Origin of the sequence: Luteococcus sp. H101, assembly GCF_038433155.1 — a bacterium.
Classification (GTDB): Bacteria; Actinomycetota; Actinomycetes; order Propionibacteriales; family Propionibacteriaceae; genus Luteococcus.
Genome location: NZ_JBCDMW010000007.1, coordinates 158,681 through 175,318, shown reverse-complemented (window position 1 = coordinate 175,318; position 16,638 = coordinate 158,681). Strand labels below are relative to the sequence as shown.

Annotated in this window: 16 protein-coding genes and 1 tRNA gene; 11 read left to right on the top strand and 6 right to left on the bottom strand. The window is 68.3% G+C overall.

Annotated elements, in window-relative coordinates:
* Positions 1-205: 205 nt before the first annotated feature.
* A tRNA-Leu gene (locus tag AAEX60_RS02505) sits at positions 206-288 on the bottom strand.
* 207 nt (positions 289-495) lie between these two features.
* On the opposite strand from AAEX60_RS02505, the gene AAEX60_RS02500 reads away from it, so the two are divergent.
* Positions 496-981 carry a lamin tail domain-containing protein gene (locus AAEX60_RS02500; RefSeq protein WP_342100938.1) on the top strand — a complete coding sequence of 162 codons (486 nt, stop codon included), beginning with the start codon at positions 496-498 and terminating at the stop codon, positions 979-981.
* A gap of 27 nt (positions 982-1,008) precedes the next feature.
* Here AAEX60_RS02500 and sucD read toward each other — a convergent pair whose 3' ends face one another.
* Both sucD and sucC read right to left on the bottom strand, forming a co-directional pair.
* Positions 1,009-1,890: a succinate--CoA ligase subunit alpha gene (gene sucD / locus AAEX60_RS02495; RefSeq protein ID WP_342100936.1), complete on the bottom strand. Its 882-nt coding sequence runs from the start codon at positions 1,888-1,890 to the stop codon at positions 1,009-1,011.
* A gap of 11 nt (positions 1,891-1,901) precedes the next feature.
* A complete protein-coding gene (sucC, locus tag AAEX60_RS02490) occupies positions 1,902-3,086 on the bottom strand; it encodes an ADP-forming succinate--CoA ligase subunit beta (RefSeq protein WP_342100935.1) in 1,185 nt (394 codons plus the stop codon).
* A 113-nt stretch (positions 3,087-3,199) separates the two neighbouring features.
* Between sucC and AAEX60_RS02485 the strand changes: the two genes are divergently transcribed.
* The gene (locus tag AAEX60_RS02485) at positions 3,200-3,577 is read left to right on the top strand and encodes a globin (RefSeq protein ID WP_342100932.1); all 378 of its coding nucleotides are present in this window, start codon (positions 3,200-3,202) and stop codon (positions 3,575-3,577) included.
* A gap of 104 nt (positions 3,578-3,681) precedes the next feature.
* Here the strand turns inward: AAEX60_RS02485 and rfbA are convergent, their stop codons facing one another.
* A complete protein-coding gene (gene rfbA / locus AAEX60_RS02480) occupies positions 3,682-4,548 on the bottom strand; it encodes a glucose-1-phosphate thymidylyltransferase RfbA (protein WP_342100931.1) in 867 nt (288 codons plus the stop codon).
* A 93-nt stretch (positions 4,549-4,641) separates the two neighbouring features.
* Here rfbA and rfbB point away from each other — a divergent pair, with 93 nt between their 5' ends.
* The 8 genes from rfbB to pknB all read left to right on the top strand — a co-directional run bounded on the left by rfbB (position 4,642) and on the right by pknB (position 14,850).
* Positions 4,642-5,640, top strand: a complete 999-nt coding sequence (gene rfbB / locus AAEX60_RS02475) for a dTDP-glucose 4,6-dehydratase (RefSeq protein ID WP_342100930.1) — start codon at positions 4,642-4,644, stop codon at positions 5,638-5,640.
* 4 nt (positions 5,641-5,644) lie between these two features.
* Positions 5,645-7,027 (top strand): bifunctional dTDP-4-dehydrorhamnose 3,5-epimerase family protein/NAD(P)-dependent oxidoreductase, encoded by a 1,383-nt coding sequence (locus AAEX60_RS02470; protein WP_342100929.1) that lies wholly within the window; start codon positions 5,645-5,647, stop codon positions 7,025-7,027.
* A 140-nt stretch (positions 7,028-7,167) separates the two neighbouring features.
* The gene (locus tag AAEX60_RS02465; RefSeq protein WP_342100927.1) at positions 7,168-7,881 is read left to right on the top strand and encodes a DUF3662 and FHA domain-containing protein; all 714 of its coding nucleotides are present in this window, start codon (positions 7,168-7,170) and stop codon (positions 7,879-7,881) included.
* Between the two features lie 3 nt (positions 7,882-7,884).
* Complete coding sequence (locus AAEX60_RS02460; RefSeq protein ID WP_342100926.1) at positions 7,885-8,373, top strand: FHA domain-containing protein FhaB/FipA; 489 nt, start codon at positions 7,885-7,887, stop codon at positions 8,371-8,373.
* A 1-nt stretch (position 8,374) separates the two neighbouring features.
* Entirely contained in the window at positions 8,375-9,757 is a 1,383-nt protein-coding gene (locus tag AAEX60_RS02455) for a PP2C family protein-serine/threonine phosphatase (RefSeq protein WP_342100925.1), read from the top strand.
* A gap of 74 nt (positions 9,758-9,831) precedes the next feature.
* Positions 9,832-11,187, top strand: coding sequence for an FtsW/RodA/SpoVE family cell cycle protein (locus tag AAEX60_RS02450; protein WP_446721237.1), 1,356 nt, complete (start codon positions 9,832-9,834; stop codon positions 11,185-11,187).
* The gene (locus AAEX60_RS02445) at positions 11,184-12,611 is read left to right on the top strand and encodes a peptidoglycan D,D-transpeptidase FtsI family protein (protein ID WP_342100922.1); all 1,428 of its coding nucleotides are present in this window, start codon (positions 11,184-11,186) and stop codon (positions 12,609-12,611) included. The genes AAEX60_RS02450 and AAEX60_RS02445 overlap by 4 nt, the downstream gene beginning before the upstream one ends.
* Before the next feature lie 94 nt (positions 12,612-12,705).
* Positions 12,706-14,850, top strand: a complete 2,145-nt coding sequence (pknB, locus tag AAEX60_RS02440) for a Stk1 family PASTA domain-containing Ser/Thr kinase (protein ID WP_342100921.1) — start codon at positions 12,706-12,708, stop codon at positions 14,848-14,850.
* Here the strand turns inward: pknB and AAEX60_RS02435 are convergent, their stop codons facing one another.
* Both AAEX60_RS02435 and AAEX60_RS02430 read right to left on the bottom strand, forming a co-directional pair.
* Positions 14,851-15,501, bottom strand: coding sequence for an aminodeoxychorismate/anthranilate synthase component II (locus AAEX60_RS02435; RefSeq protein WP_342100920.1), 651 nt, complete (start codon positions 15,499-15,501; stop codon positions 14,851-14,853).
* Positions 15,502-15,529: 28 nt separating this feature from the next.
* Entirely contained in the window at positions 15,530-16,264 is a 735-nt protein-coding gene (locus AAEX60_RS02430; protein WP_342100917.1) for a DUF881 domain-containing protein, read from the bottom strand.
* 66 nt (positions 16,265-16,330) lie between these two features.
* Here AAEX60_RS02430 and AAEX60_RS02425 point away from each other — a divergent pair, with 66 nt between their 5' ends.
* On the top strand, positions 16,331-16,618 hold the full coding sequence (locus tag AAEX60_RS02425; protein WP_342100913.1) for a cell division protein CrgA: 288 nt from the start codon (positions 16,331-16,333) through the stop codon (positions 16,616-16,618).
* Positions 16,619-16,638 lie beyond the last annotated feature (20 nt).

The following is a 16,638-nucleotide window of genomic DNA, read 5'->3' as shown; positions in this document are numbered from 1 at the left end:
AACCCCTCGGCCCACAACCCGGCACCAACTTCAGCTGGGAAGACGGCAACGGCATCCAGAAAGGCTGGGCCGGCCGCTGGCGACCATGACACGCCCGAAGCCATACACACATTTCTGCCGCTAACCCGCAGAACCCGCCCTTGCGGGTACGGTGCACGGACACGATGAAGGCCCCGATCCATTGGACCGGGGCCTTCATCTGATGTGCGCGAGAGAGGAGTTGAACCTCCACGTCCCAAGGGACACTGGCACCTGAAGCCAGCGCGTCTGCCATTCCGCCACTCGCGCATCACCTTGTTCTCCGGAACTTGTTCCGTCGAACGCAGCTCGAAAAAGATAGCACAGCTTTGCCGAACCGTGCACATCGAGCCTGCTCGACCCCGGGACGGGCGTCCTGAAGAGCTGCCATGACCCACCCGGGAAGCCCACCCCCGACACTTCTGGACCTTCGTCTCAGTCATATGATGATGTCTCCTTCAACAACTCGGAGCCATCATGCGCCGTCGCGCCCTCTCGCCCCTGCTGATCGCGGGCCTCGCCCTCGCCCCGCTGACCGTCGCAGCCACCCCCGCTGACGCCGCCAGCAGCGTGCGCTTCACCACCTGGGTCGCGGACCCCGCGGGCAAGGACGCCCCGAACAACGCCGGTTGGAACCGGGAGTACATCACCGTCAAGAACACCTCCCGGCAGAAGGTCGTGCTGACCGGCTGGGTGGTGCGCGACAGCAAGAACAAGCACAGCTTCACCTTTCCCAAGGGCTTCACCCTCAAGCCGGGCGCGCAGGTGATCCTGCACAGCGGCCAGGGTCGCAACAGCGCCACCCACCTCTACTTCAACCTCGGCGTGAAGGGCACCACCAGCAGGGGTCACGTGGGCTACGTCTGGAACAACAGCGGCGACACCGCCCAGCTGCTCAAGGGCCGCTCGGTGCTGGCCAGCTGCACCTACAAGCCCAGCAAGGCTGGCAAGAGGACCTGCTGAACGCCGCGCGACGGGTGGTGCGCGGGCTCACAGCCCGCGCATCACCTGCTTCATCAGGGCAGCGGTCTCCGACGGGGTCCGGCCCACCTGCACGCCGGCGGCCTCCAGCGCCTCCTTCTTGGCGGCGGCGGTTCCGGCGGAACCGGAGACGATCGCCCCGGCATGCCCCATGGTCCTGCCCTCGGGCGCGGTGAAGCCAGCGACATAGCCCACCACCGGCTTGGTGACGTGCTCCTGGATGTAGGCCGCGGCGCGCTCCTCCGCGTCGCCACCGATCTCCCCGATCATCACGATCGCGTCGGTCTCCGGATCCTCCTGGAAGGCCTCCAGGCAGTCAATGTGCGTGGTCCCGACGATCGGGTCACCGCCGATCCCCACGCAGGTGGAGAACCCGAACTCCCGGAGCTCGTACATCATCTGGTAGGTCAGCGTGCCGGACTTGCTGACCAGCCCGATTCGGCCCGGCCCGGCGATCGTCGCGGGGATGATCCCGGCATTGGACTTGCCGGGTGAGATCAGGCCCGGGCAGTTGGGGCCAATCAACCGTGTCGCGCTCCCTTCGGCCAACCGGTGGAAACGCGCGGTGTCGCCCACCGGAATCCCCTCGGTGATGCACACCACCAACTCCATCTCGGCCTCGATCGCCTCCTCGACGGCCTTCGCGGCGTGTGCGGCGGGCACGAAGAGCACGGACACATTGGCCCCGGTCTCCCGCCTGGCGTCGGCCACGGAATCGAAGACGGGCACCGGGTTCTCCTCGAAGCGCACGGACTCCCCCGCCTTGCCGGGAGTCACGCCGCCGACGATCCGGGAGCCCGACATGATCATCCGCTGCGTGTGCTTGCGCCCCTCGCCGCCGGTCATGCCCTGCACGATGATCCGCGAGCTGTGGTTCAGGAAGATGGACATGGCAGCACTCCTCAGTTCTCGCTCTGGACGCCGGCGGCCAGCTCCGCGGCCTTGCGGGCGGCCTCGTCCATGGTCTCGACGACGGTGACCAGCGGATGGTCGTATTCGGCCAGGATCGCCCGGCCCACCTCGACGGAGTTGCCGTCCAGCCGCACCACGAGCGGCTTCGACGCCCGGTCCCCCAGCTGGGTCAGGGCCGCGACGATCCCATTGGCCACCTCATTGCAGGCGGTGATCCCACCGAACACGTTCACGAAGACGCTCTTCACCTGCTCGTCGGACAGGATGATCTCCAGCCCATTGGCCATCACGGCCGAACTGGCGCCGCCGCCGATGTCCAGGAAGTTGGCCGGCCGCGGCTGCCCGGGCAGGTCCTCGCCCGCGGCCGCCACCACGTCCAGGGTGCTCATCACCAGCCCGGCGCCATTGCCGATCACCCCGACGCTGCCGTCGAGCTTGACGTAGTTCAGGCCCTTCTCCTTGGCCCGGATCTCCAGCGGATCGGTGGCATCGACGTCGACGAAGCGCTCGTGCTCGGGATGCCGGAAATCCGCATTGCCATCCAGGGTGACCTTGCCGTCCAGCGCCAGGATTGTGCCGTCGCCGGTCTTGACCAGCGGATTCACCTCCACCAGCGTGCAGTCCTCATCCCGGTAGACCTCCCACAGCCGCTTCAGCACCGGCGCGATCCGCACGGCATCGCGGACCCCGAAACCGGCGGCCTCCAGGGTCTCGCCGGCCACCTCGCCGTCGATCCCCACCAGCGGATCGACGCTGACCCTGGCCAATGCCTCAGGGCGCTGTTCGGCCAGTTGCTCGATGTCCATCCCGCCCTCGCGCGAGCACATCGCCAGGTAGCGGCGCTCCGAGCGATCCAGCAGCAGCGAGAAGTAGTACTCCTCCGCAATGTCGGCACCCTCGGCCACCATCAGGGTGCGCACGGTGTGCCCCTTGATGTCCAGGCCCAGGATCTGCTCCGCGGCCGACGCCGCCTCGTCGGGGCTCTTGGCCACCTTCACCCCGCCGGCCTTGCCCCGGCCGCCGGTCTTCACCTGGGCCTTGACCACCACAAGGTCACCACCCAACTCCTCGGCCGCGGCCCGCGCCTGCTCGGGGCTGGTGGCCACCACGCCCCGCAGCACGGGAACGCCGTGCTCCTCGAACAATTCCCGTGCCTGGTACTCGTAGAGGTCCACTCTGACTCCACTGGTCGGGGGCGCCGGACGCCCGCGTCGGCTGACCCCGCCAACGCTAACAAATGTGACGAACCTCACACCAGAGGCGTCGAAAGTCTGGTCAGAATGGCTGCATGAGCCAGAACTTCTACGACGCCGTGGGCGGGCACCAGACCTTCGAGCGCCTTGTTGCGCGCTTCTACCAGCAGGTGGCCGAGGACCCGGAGTTCCGCGCGCTCTACCCGGAGGAAGACCTGGGGCCGGCCGAGGAGCGGCTGCGCACCTTCCTGGAGCAGTACTGGGGCGGGCCCAAGACCTACCAGGCCAACCGCGGGCACCCTCGGCTGCGCTTGCGGCACAACGTCTTCCGGATCACACCCACCGAGCGCGACACCTGGCTGCGCTACATGCTGACCAGCCTCGACGAGTTGGCTCTGCAACCGGAGCACGACGCCGCCCTGCGGGACTACCTCACCCGGGCCGCGCACTCGCTGGTGAACACCCTGGAGTGAGCTCGGGAAAGCAGAAAGCTGCCCCAACCCTGACGTTGGGGCAGCTTTCTGAAGGCTTGCTGTTCACCTGCCGTAATTCATCGTTCAGCAGATGCTCAGGCGATTCACCGGTTGTCGAGCAGGCCAATCAGGTAGTCGCCGTAGCCGGACTTGGCCAGCTTCTCGCCGCGCTGTCGCAGCTCGTCGTCGGACAGGAAGCCCAGGCGCCAGGCGGCTTCCTCGGGGCAGCCAACCTGGAGTCCCTGCCGGGCCTGGATGGTGCGCACGAAGTTGCCGGCGTCGTTGAGGGAGTCGAAGGTTCCCGTGTCCAGCCAGGCGGTGCCGCGGGGCAGCACCTCCACCTGCAGCTTCTGGCGCTCCAGGTAGATCCGGTTGACGTCGGTGATCTCGTACTCGCCGCGGGCCGACGGCTTCAAGGACTTGGCGATCTCGATCACGTCCTCGTCGTAGAAGTACAGGCCGGGCACGGCGTAGTGGCTCTTGGGCTGCTTGGGCTTCTCCTCCAGGGAGAGCGCCATCTGGTTCTCGTCGAACTCGACGACGCCGTAGGCCTCGGGATGTGCAACCCAGTAGGCAAAGACGGCGGCACCGTCGATGTCGGCGAAGCGGTTCAGCCGGGTGCCCAGACCCGAGCCGTAGAAGATGTTGTCACCCAGCACCAGGCAGACCTTCTGGCCCTTGGCGAAGTCCTCGCCGATGGTGAAGGCCTGGGCCAGGCCCTTGGGCTCGGGCTGGACCGCGTAGCTGAGGTTGACGCCGAACTGGGAACCGTCGCCCAGCAGGCGCTTGAAGCCGTCGGCCTCGTGCGGTGTGGTGATGATCAGGATGTCCCGGATGCCCGCGAAGATCAGCGTGGACAGCGGGTAGTAGATCATCGGCTTGTCGTAGACGGGCACCAGCTGCTTGCTGTTGGCCATCGTGATGGGATGGAGTCGAGTCCCGGACCCCCCGGCGAGAATGATTCCGTACATGGCGCCAGTCTGACATCGACGTCGGCTCACCCGCAGCCTCCGCCGGGCTTGCGGCCGGGACGCAAAATCACCACGGCCGGTAGGCTGCGACCCATGTCCAACATTTTGTGTACCGGTGGAGCGGGGTTCATCGGCAGCAACTTTGTGCGGTACCTGCTGGCTAACTCCGACCATTCCGTAACCGTCATCGATGCCCTCACCTACGCAGGAAACCGCTCGTCATTGGACGGGCTCCCGGCCGACCGCTTCGAGCTTGTGGAGGGCGACATCTGTGATGCCGCCCTGGTGGACAAGCTGGTGGCCGACGCCGACATCGTCGTGCACTTCGCCGCCGAGAGCCACAACGACAATTCGCTCAATGATCCGTCGCCGTTCATCAAGACCAACCTGATTGGCACCTTCACGTTGCTGGAGGCGGTGCGCAAGCACGGCAAGCGCTTCCACCACATCAGCACCGACGAGGTCTACGGGGACCTGGAGCTGGACGATCCGGCCAAGTTCACCGAGAACACCCCCTACAACCCGTCCAGCCCGTACTCGTCCACCAAGGCTGGCAGCGACCTGCTGGTCCGGGCCTGGGTGCGCAGCTTCGGGATCACCGCGACGCTGAGCAACTGCTCCAACAACTACGGGCCCTACCAGCACGTGGAGAAGTTCATTCCGCGCCAGATCACCAATGTGCTGTGCGGGATCCGGCCCAAGCTGTACGGCGCCGGCCAGAACGTGCGGGACTGGATCCACGTCGACGACCACAACTCGGCGGTGCTGGAGATCATCAACCGGGGTGTCTCGGGCCAGACCTACTTGATTGGCGCCAACGGGGAGAAGAACAACCTGGAGGTGATCCAGCTCATCCTCACGCTGATGGGCAAGGACGCCGACGACTTCGACCACGTCAACGACCGGCCCGGCCATGACCTGCGCTACGCGATCGACAACTCCAAGCTGGTCCGTGAGCTGGGCTGGCAGCCGAAGTACTCGGACTTCGAGTCCGGTCTGAAGGCCACCATCGACTGGTACGCGGCCAATGAGAGCTGGTGGCGCCCCATGAAGGAGGCCACCGAGGCCAAGTACCAGAAGGCGGGGCAGTAACCAGATGACTGAACTCACCGTCCAGCAGACCCCGATTCCCGGTCTGCTGGTGATCAGCCTGCCCATGCCCGGAGACAACCGCGGTTGGTTCAAGGAGAACTGGCAGCGGCAGAAGATGGTTGCCCTGGGCCTGCCCGACTTCGGTCCAGTGCAGAACAACATGAGCTTCAACAACGCCAGGGGCGCCACCCGTGGCCTGCACGCCGAGCCGTGGGACAAGTACGTGAGCCTGGCCACCGGCCGGATCATGGGCGCCTGGGTTGACCTGCGCGAGGGCGACTCCTTCGGCGCCACCTTCAGCCTGGAGATGGGCCCCGAGACGGCGGTCTTCGTGCCCCGCGGCGTGGCCAATGGCTACCAGGCGCTGGAGGACGGCACCGCCTACACCTACCTGGTCAATGACCACTGGAGCCCCGAGGCCCGCAGCCAGTACACTTACCTCAACCTGGCCGACGAGACCGCCGCCATCGCGTGGCCGATCGGTCTGGACCAGGCCGAGATCAGCGACGCGGACAAGCAGCACCCGCGGCTGGCCGACGTCACCCCGATGAAGCCCGCCCGCACCGTGGTGCTCGGCGCCAAGGGTCAGCTGGGCCAGTCACTGATGGCCCTGTTGCCCGACGCCACCGGCATCGACCGCAACGAGCTGGATCTGGCCGACCGCGATGCCGTGCAGGCGTACAACTGGAATGGCGTGGGCACCATCATCAATGCGGCCGCCTACACGGCCGTCGACCAGGCCGAGACCGAGCAGGGCCGCAAGGACTGCTGGGCCGCCAATGTGCATGCCGTGCAGAACCTCGTCGAGGTCTGCCGGGAGCGCCGGATGCGGCTGGCGCACGTGAGCTCCGACTACGTCTTTGACGGCACCGTCGAGGAGCACGACGAGGACGAGGCCTTCAGCCCGCTGGGCGTCTACGGCCAGACCAAGGCGGCCGCCGACGCGATCGTCGCCACCCTGCCGCGGCACTGGATCGTGCGCACCAGCTGGGTGATCGGCGGCGGCAAGAACTTCGTCGGCATCATGGCGGACCTGGCCGCCAAGGGGGTCAAGCCCACCGTCGTCGCGGACCAGCACGGGCGGCTCACCTTCACCGCCGACCTGGCCGCCGGGATCGTGCACCTGCTGGACTCCGGGGCCGCACCGGGCACCTACAACCTCACCAACACCGGCGAGGTGCAGTCCTGGGCCGACATCGCCAAGCGGGTCTTCGAGCTGTGCGGCAAGCCGACCGACGACGTCACCCCGGTCAGCACCGAGGAGTACACCGCCGGCAAGCTGGTCTCGCCCCGCCCGACGCACAGCGCGTTGAAGCTGGACAAGATCATCGCCGCGGGCTTCACCCCGCCCCCGGCCGAACAGCGCCTCCAGGAGCTGCTGGGCTGACCGGGCACGACGGTTGATGCCCCTGCCTCCGTGGTCCGACATCCCAGTCAGACCGACGGATGTAGGGGCATCCGCCCATCCCCGGTAGGATCGAGCGAGCCAGACGTGTGAGACGCGTGAATGAGACCCAAGGAGGGCAGATGGGACTGTTCGATCGGTTCGAGAACAAGATCGAGGGTGCCGTCAACGGTGTTTTCGCGCGCGCCTTCAAGGGTGACGTGCAACCCGTGGAGATCGCCGCACGCCTGCAGCGCGAGCTGGACGCCGAGGCCAAGCTGCTCAGCCGGGACAAGCGGCTGGTGCCCAATGAGTTCACGGTGCAGCTCAGCCAGCACGACTACGACCACCTGGTGCCCTATTCCAAGACCCTGACCAGTGAGATCGTCCCGGAGCTCCGGGAGCACGCCGCCGACCGGCACTATGTCTTCAACGGCCCGATCTCCATCGCCTACGAGCTGGCGCCTCAACTGCCCACCGGTCGGTTCACCGTCAGCAGCGCCGCCGTGGCGGGGATCCAGCAGGCCGACGGCCCGGCGTCCACCACCATGATCCGCCGCTCCACCCTGGTGCTGGAGGTCAACGGGGTGCGCCACCCGCTGACCGCCCCCGGCCTGCTGATCGGCCGCGGCTCCGAGGCCGACCTGCGGATCAATGACCCGGGCGTCTCCCGTCGGCATGCCCAGATCCACGTCCGTGGCACCGGCGACGACATCGAGATCAGCATTGAGGACCTGGGTTCCACCAATGGCATCATCGTGAACGGTTCCAAGGTGAAGCAGGCCCAGCTGGACGACGGCTCGCGGATCGAGATCGGCTCCACCCGGATGCTGGTGCACTCGCCGGTTGGGGCGTGACTCTTGCCAGAATTCCTCGTCGCCACCCTCCGAATCGGCTTCCTGGCCCTGATCTGGGTCTTCATCGCGCTGGCCGCCGGTGTGATCCGCACCGACATCTTCGGTGAGCGTCCCCAGTCCGAGGCCACCCCGGGACGCCGTCGGTTCGGGCGCAAACAGCGTTCCGCCGCCCAGACCGCCCCCGGGCCCGGCCGGCCCGAGATCGCCCGGCAACTGGTGATCACCGAGGGCCGCAGCAAGGGCACGATCTGCCCCTTGGAGGGCGTGATGGGCATCGGGCGCGCCCCCAGCTCCACCATCGTCATCGACGACGACTTCTCCTCCTCCCGGCATGCCATCCTGCGTCCGGATGCCGACGGCAGTTGGGTGCTGGAAGATCTGAACAGCACCAATGGCACCTATGTGAACGCGGTGCAGATCACCCAGCCCACCCGGGTTGGCCCGGGCGACCTGATCCGGATCGGGCGGACCCAGTTGAGGCTGGAGCCCTGAGATGACCTTCTCGCTCGACTTCCGTGCGCATTCCGAAGTCGGCCTGGTCCGCCGCAACAACCAGGACTCCGGCTACGCCTCCCCCACGATGCTGATGGTGGCCGACGGGATGGGTGGTGCGGCGGCCGGGGACCTGGCCTCCACCGTCGCCATCCGGGAGATCCTGAAGTCCGACGGCCACCACCCGATCGAGGACACCGCCGAGGTGCTGGCGGGCGCGCTCAGCCGGGCCAACCACACCATCGCGGACCTGGTGCAGGCCGATCCGGCGCTGGACGGGATGGGCACCACGGTCTGCGGCGGGTTGTTCACCGGAACCGAGCTGGGCCTGATCCACCTGGGCGACTCCCGCGGCTACCTGCTGCGGGGCGGCGTCCTGCACCGCCTCACCCATGACCACTCCTGGGTGCAGTCCCTGATCGACGAGGGCAAGATCACCCCCGAGGAGGCGGCCCACCACCCGCACCGTTCGCTGCTGCTGAAGGTGCTCAACGGCCAGGGCACCCACGAGCCGGACCTGGACCGGGTGGACCTGCAGCTGGATGACCGCCTGTTGTTCTGCTCCGACGGGCTGTGCGGCTTCGTCCCCGACGAGGTGATCCGCGAGATCCTGGTGGAGTGCCCGGACCTGGACGAGGCGATGTCCGAGCTGGTCCTGGCCGCGCACCGCGGCGGCGGCGCCGACAACATCACCATCCTGTTGGCCGACGTCGCACCCGAGGACCCGGTGCTGGCGGCCGGGGACTCGGTGGTGGTGGGCGCGGCGCTGGACGGCGAGGTGCCCGAGATCGAGGAGCACACCCTGGTGGGTCTGGTGCTGGACGAACAGGACCTGGTCCCCGAGCCGCACGCCACCGGGGAACGCGTCGTGGAAGAACCGGACCGACGGGTGCTGAGCGAGGCCGAGGCCCACCGCTATGCCCCCAAGGGTGGCATCCGCAAGCCGATCCTGACCGGGGTCGGCCTGCTGGCCGGGATCGCGCTGCTGCTGGGTGGCGGCGGCTACGGTGCCTGGCAGTACAGCCGCACCCAGTACTTCGTCGGCGAGCAGGATGACCAGGTGGCGATCTTCCGCGGCCTGCCCGGCGAGATCCTGGGTGTCCAGCTGGGGGAGGTGGCCGAGCCGTCCACCATCCGGGTGACCGACCTGCCGGTCTTCTTCCAGCAACAGGTGCGCACCACCATCCCCGTCGCTGACCTGGAGGCCGCGCACACCACCGTCGCGCAGCTGCAGGCGCGGGCCGACGCGTGCATCCGCAAGCGCGCCCAGGCCAGTACCCAACCCACCGCCCCCGCCGCCTCGCTCTCGGCCAGCGCCACCGCCCCTGCCAGCGCCAGCGCCAGCCCCTCCGCGTCCGCCCCGGCCGAACTGGAGGGCTGCTGATGAGCGCCGAAGTTCGCGACGGCCTGAACACCGTGCGCTATGTCTACCGACGCCGGCGCAATGTCGAACTCTTCATGGACCTGTTCGCCCTGACCTTCGGGCTGGCGGGCTGGGCCCTCACCCACCTGAACCTCACCGGCTCCATACCGGCCAACTGGCCGGTGGTGGTGGGCGGCTGGGTTGGCCTGGGCTTGGCGCTGCACCTCGTCGTGCGCTGGAAGCTGCCCTATGCGGACCCGCTGATCCTGCCGTGTGTGCTGGCCCTGAACGGGCTGGGCCTGGCGATGATCCATCGGATCGACCAGATCCCGCTGCCGGAGAAGCCGGCCCTGCACCGGGCCGACACCCAGGTGATGTGGACCGTCCTGGGAATGATCCTGTTCACCGTCGTGGTGGTCTGGCTACGGGACCACCGACGCCTGCAACGCTTCCCCTACCTGCTCTTCCTGACCGGTCTGGTGCTGCTCCTGCTGCCGCTGGTGCCCGGGTTGGGCGTGTCCCAGTACGGCGCGCGGATCTGGATCCGGGTGGCGGGCTACTCCTTCCAGCCGGCCGAGGTTGCCAAGGTGGTGCTGGCCATCGCCTTCGCCGGCTACTTCACCGACCACCGGGAGGTGCTGGCCCTGGCCGGCCGACGCTTCGCCGGGATCGACTTCCCCCGGCTGCGAGACCTGGGGCCGATCGCCATCATGTGGCTGGCCGCCCTGGCGGTGCTCGTCTTCCAGAATGACCTGGGCACCTCGATGCTCTTCTTCGGCCTGTTCGTGGTGATGATCTACATCGCCACCGAGAAGGCCGGCTGGGCGGTGCTGGGCATCCTGATGATCGGCGTCGGCGGCCTGCTGGCCTACCAGTTCACCGGACACGTCAAGGTGCGGGTGGGTTCCTGGCTGCACCCCTTCGAGGACTACGAGGCCAACTACCAGGTGATCCAGGCCCAGTTCGGCTACGCCTGGGGCGGGCTGACCGGCCGCGGGTGGGGGCTGGGCCGCCCCGGCCAGACCCCCTTGGCCTGGAGCGACTTCATCGCCGGCGCCCTGGGCGAGGAACTGGGCATCATCGGCCTGATGGGGATCGTGATGATCTATGCCGTCATCGTCTTCCGCAGCCTGCGGATGGCGCTGGCCGCGCACGAGGCCTTCGGCAAGCTGCTGTCCTGCGGCCTGGGCTTCGTCTTTGCGCTGCAGGTCTTCGCGATCATCGGCGGCGTCACCCGGCTGCTGCCGCTGACCGGCCTGACCACGCCCTTCATGAGCCAGGGCGGCAGCGCGTTGATCTCCAACTGGGTGATCGTCGGGATCCTGCTGGTGATCAGCCACCAGGCCCGCCGCCCCGGCGTGACCGCCCCACCCACCAGCGTCGACGGCTTCGAGGCCAGCTTCGAGAACGAGGACACCTTGCAGATCCCGGTCACCAGGGGGCAGGCATGAACGGTCCCATCCGACGGGTGGCGCTGGTGGCCGCCCTGATGTTCTTCGCGCTGCTGGCCAATGCCAGCTACCTGACCGTGGCCCGGGACCACTCCCTGGACGCGGATCCACGCAACCGTCGCACCCGGGACGCCGAGTTCGCCATGGAGCGCGGTGCGATCCTGGTGGGCGACGGCCCGATTGCCCAGACCAAGCCCAACAGCGGCCGCTTCAAGTACAAGCGCAGCTATGCCGACGGGCCATTGTGGGCCCCGGTGACCGGCTACTACTCCTATGACTTCGGCCGGGCCGGGCTGGAGTCCAGCTACAACACCCAGCTCTCCGGCACCGACGACAGCCAGTTCTTCACCCGGCTGATGGACAGCCTGACCGGTTCCAAGCCCGCCGGAGGTTCCCTGCAGACCACTCTGGACGCCAAGGCCCAGCGGGCCGCCAGTGAGGCCCTGGGCAGCCGCACCGGCGCCGTCGTCGCCATCGACTACCGCACCGGCGCCATCAAGGCCCTGGTCAGCAAGCCCACCTATGACCCCAATGAGCTGGCCACCACGGACCTCAAGGCCGCGCAGACCGCGTGGAAGAAACTGAATGCGGACAGCTCCCGGCCGTTGAGCAACCGGGCCACCAAGGAGGTCTACCCGCCCGGCTCCACCTTCAAGCTGGTCACCGCTGCCGCAGCGCTGGAGGCCGGCAAGGCTGCGGACAGCCGGGTGGCCTCCCCGGCGTCGCTGACCCTGCCGCAGAGCTCCACCAGGCTGACCAACGAGGTGGACTGCGGCGGCGCCAACTCCACCATCGACCACGCGCTGCAGGTCTCCTGCAACACCGCCTTCGCCAATCTCGGGCTGGAGCTGGGCGCCGACGCATTGCGCAGCCAGGCCCAGAAGTTCGGCTTCGACGCGTCGCTGGAGGGCGACCTCAACCCGGTGGCCAGCCGCTTCCCCGCCAACCCGGACAAGCCGCAGACCGCGATGAGCGCGATCGGCCAGTTCGAGGTGGCTGCGTCGCCGATGCAGATGGCGGTGGTGGCCGCGGGCATCGCCAACGACGGCCAGGTGATGCAGCCCTACCTGGTCAAGGAGGTGCGCAACCCGGACCTGTCGGTGCTGACCAGCAATGACGGCAAGAAGTTGCAGCGGGCCATGAGCGAGGAGAATGCCAAGGCGCTGCAGCAGATGATGGTGCACGTGGTGGAGGACGGCACCGGCCGTCGCGCCCAGGTCAGCGGCGTCACCATCGGCGGCAAGACCGGTACCGCCCAGTCCGATCCCAAGCGCCCGCCCTATGCCTGGTTCGTCGGCTTCGCGCAGGACCCCGACGTGGCGATCGCCGTGTTCATCGAGGACGCCCAGGTGCAGCGCAGCGACATCGCGGGCGGCGCCCTGGCCGGGCCGGTCTTCGCCCAGGTGGTGGAGGCCCTGAGATGAGTGCGTTCTCATGCCACGGTCAGGTTGGCGCGGCACAATGGTGGCCTGCCTGTTCTGACGTCCCTCATGCCGACCGACCGAAAGGAATGTCCCGATGACCCAGCACGGCACGGTGCTCGGCGGGCGATACCAGCTCGACCAGGTGATCGGGCGCGGCGGCATGGCCGAGGTCTGGCGGGCCATGGACGTGCGGCTCGGGCGCGAGGTGGCGCTCAAGCGGCTGCGGGTTGACCTGGCCACCGACCCCACCTTCCAGGCCCGCTTCCGCCGCGAGGCGCAGTCCGCGGCGGGCCTGAACCACCCCAACATCGTCTCCACCTACGACACCGGCGAGGAAGCCGACCAGAAGACCGGCGTCGCGGTGCCCTACATCGTGATGGAGCTGGTGGAGGGCCACACCCTGCGAGACCTGCTGCGGGCCGACCGGCCGATCCGCCCCGAGAAGGCCTTCGAGTGGACCCAAGGGGTGCTGGACGCGCTGGGCACCAGCCACAAGGCCGGCATCATCCACCGCGACATCAAGCCCGCCAATGTGATGCTCACCCCCACCGGCCAGGTGAAGGTGATGGACTTCGGCATCGCCCGGGCCGTCGCGGACACCTCGGCCACCATGACCCAGACCGCGGCCGTGATCGGCACCGCGCAGTACCTCTCCCCCGAGCAGGCCCGCGGTGAAACGGTGGACAACCGTTCCGACATCTACTCGTCGGGCTGCCTGCTCTACGAGCTGCTCTGCGGCCGGCCACCCTTCACCGGGGACTCGCCGGTCAGCGTCGCCTACCAGCACGTCCGCGAGGCCCCCGTGCCGCCGTCGACGCTGGACCCGGAGCTGACGCCCGCAATGGACGCCATCGTGCTGAAGTCCCTGGCCAAGGACCCGGCGGACCGTTACCAGACCGCGCGCGAGATGCGCGACGACATCGCCCGCCTGCTGAATGGGGAGACCGTCCAGGCGATGGTGCCCCCGGTGCCGGTGGTACCGGCCACGACGGTGGACCCGAATGCCGCCACCGAGCTGGTGCCCACCCCGTCCACGGCCACCAGCGCCACCTCGGCCGCGAGCGCCGCCAGCGCCACCCCCGTCGAGGACCCCGTCGACGAGGAAGTGGTGGAGGAGGACCCGAAGAAGCGCTCGCTGGTGGGCTGGATCATCGCCCTGTTGTTGCTGGCCCTGCTGGCCCTGGGCGGGATCAGCGCCTATGTCTTCCTGCGCAATCCCACCGATCCGGACATGGCCGCGGTGCCCCAGGTCACCGGCCAGACCGAGGAATCGGCCACCCAGGAACTCAGCACCGCCGGCTTCCAGGCCAAGGCCGTGCACACCAACCTCAAGGACACCACCACCATCGGCCAGGTGACCGAGCAGGACCCGAACCAGGGCCAGGAGGCCCGCAAGGGCTCCACCGTCACCATCACCGTCAACGACGGCCCGCAGACCAACAAGATCCCCACCGCGATCACGGGGATGACCGAGGACGAGGCCCGCAAGGCCCTGACCGAGGCCGGCTTCACCGCCGGCAACATCTCCGCCAAGACGGCCAGCGCCGATCAGGAGAAGGAGCACCTGGACTTCACCAAGGGTCAGGTGGTCACCTCCAACCCGGCGCCCGGAGCCGACGTCGTGCCCGCGGAGCAGAAGGTGGTGCTCTTCCTGGCCACCGGCAAGTCCACGATGCCGAACCTGGGCAGCCTGACCGAGGAGGAGGCCAAGAAGGCCGCCGCCGCGGCCGGCTTCAAGGACGTCACGGTCGAGAAGATCGACGTCACCGACCAGTCCCAGGACCAGAAGGTGCAGCGGCAGGATCCGACAGCCGGTCAGCAGGCCGACCGCACCGCGACGGTCACCATCACCATCGGCGAGTACGTCAAGCCGGAGCCGGTGCCGGCCCCCACCCAGACCGCCAGCTCCGCCAGCGCCAGCCCGTCGGCCACCCAGTCCGAGACGCCGGCCGAAGACCTGGTGGACGTGCCGAATGTCACCAACCAGGACCAGGCGGCCGCGAAGGCCGCCCTGGAAGCCGCCGGCTTCGCGGTGCAGGTGAACCAGGCCGAGACCCACAACCAGGCCGAGCAGGGCAAGGTGCTCAACCAGAACCCGGCCGGTGGCCAGGCCCCGTGGGGCAGCACCGTCGCGATCGGGGTGGGCAAGTACGTGGCGGAGTCGACGGCGCCCAGCAGCAAGCCGAGCAGCACGGCCAGCAGCGCTCCGCCCGCCGCCACCGCCAGCAAGACCCCCTGATCAGCCGGCCAGCCTCATCAGGGGGCTGAGTCCCGCCGCCCGGTGCGGGGCGTCGGTGTCCCCGCATTCGGCCAGCCAGCGGCCCAGCATCTGGTGGCCGCCCTGGGTGAGCACGCTCTCGGGGTGGAACTGCACGCTCTCGCAGGCGAACTCCCGGTGCCGCACGCCCATGATCACGCCGGACTCGGTGCGGGCCGTGACCGCCAGGCAGTCCGGCAGGGTCTCCGGTTGGATGGCCAGCGAGTGGTAGCGGGTGCAGGCGATCGGGCTGTCGAGGTCCGCGAACACGCCGTCGTGCTGGTGGAAGACCTGACTCACCTTGCCGTGCAGCAGCTCCGGGGCGGGCCCGACGGAGCCACCGAAAGCCACCGCCATCGACTGCAGCCCCAGGCAGACCCCGAAGATCGGCTTGCGGCCGGCCAGCCGACGCACCACGTCGATACACACCCCGGCCTCCTGTGGGGTGCCCGGCCCGGGCGAGAGCAGCACCCCGTCGAAGCCCTCGGCCCACGCGTCGGTGAAGACGCCGTCGACGAAGAAGCGCAGGTCGTCATTGCGCCAGACCTCCACCTCGGCGCCGATCTGCGCCAGGTACTGCACGAGGTTGTAGACGAAGCTGTCGTAGTTGTCGATCACCAGGATGCGGGCCATGCCGACCATTCTGGCCGACCCGCCGGGCTCACCGGTCCACCGTCGCCCGGTTGAGATCCAGGGCGTCCGAGTAGCCGGGCATGGTGACGCTGGCCAGACGCTCCTGCTTCCAGCCCAGCCGGTAGGCGTCGACGTACTGCTGGTAGACCGCCACCTCGTGACTGTCGGCCAGCGCCGCGGTCAGCCGCTGCGGGTCCCCAATGGCGGTGATCTGATAGGGCGGGGCATAGGGCACGCCGCGCAGCACCACCGTGTTGCCGACGCACTTGATCCCGGTGAGCGAGCTCACCCGCTGCCCCTGGATGGTCATCGCCTCCGCCCCCGCGGACCAGAGCACGTTGACCACCATCTGGATGTCCTGCTGGTGCACCACCAGCAGGTCCTCGTCGAGGTTGAGCGGTTTGACGCTCAGCGGGGCGTCGGTGAGCGTCACCCGGACCGCCGGTCCCTTCACCGGGGTCAGGGCCGCCACCTGGGCCGCGGCGGTCAACAGGTCCCGGTCCGTGTCCGAGGCGGCTGCCTCCCGGACGGAGAGCTCCTCCACCTCGGCCCGCTGGGCGGTCACCGCCCGGGTCAGCTCCACATTGCGTTGCGACTGGCTGCGCACCAGACCCGCCAGGTCATCATTGCGGTCCGGCCGCAGGTCCCGGCCGCCGCTGACCTGCGCGCCCACCACCATCATCAGCCCCACCACCATCATCACCGCGAGGGTGGCCAGCCGCATCGGCAGGCTGCGGCGGCGGGCTGGGGCTTTGGGCGGCACGTGAACTAGGCTACCGGCAGTGGATCGGCCCCCGCCGATCAGCCGAAATCAGCCCAGGAGAAGGTCTTGCCCGAGTCGAAGGTTCGCAAATCCGCCGCCACCAAGCAGAAGGTGGAGGCCAAGCAGGAACTGGCCGCCAGCCGTCGGGACCGCGAACGGTACACCGCCACCCGCAGCACCGCCTGGGTCCCGTGGGCCTTCTGCATCACCGGCCTGCTGGGCGTCGCCTGGCTGGTGGTCTTCTACATCGCCGGGGACAAGATCCCGGGGATGCGGGAGCTGGGCAACTGGAATGTGCTGATCGGGATGGCCCTGATGATGTCGGCCTTCGGCATCGCCACCATGTGGAAGTAAACACACGGGCTCGCTGCGGC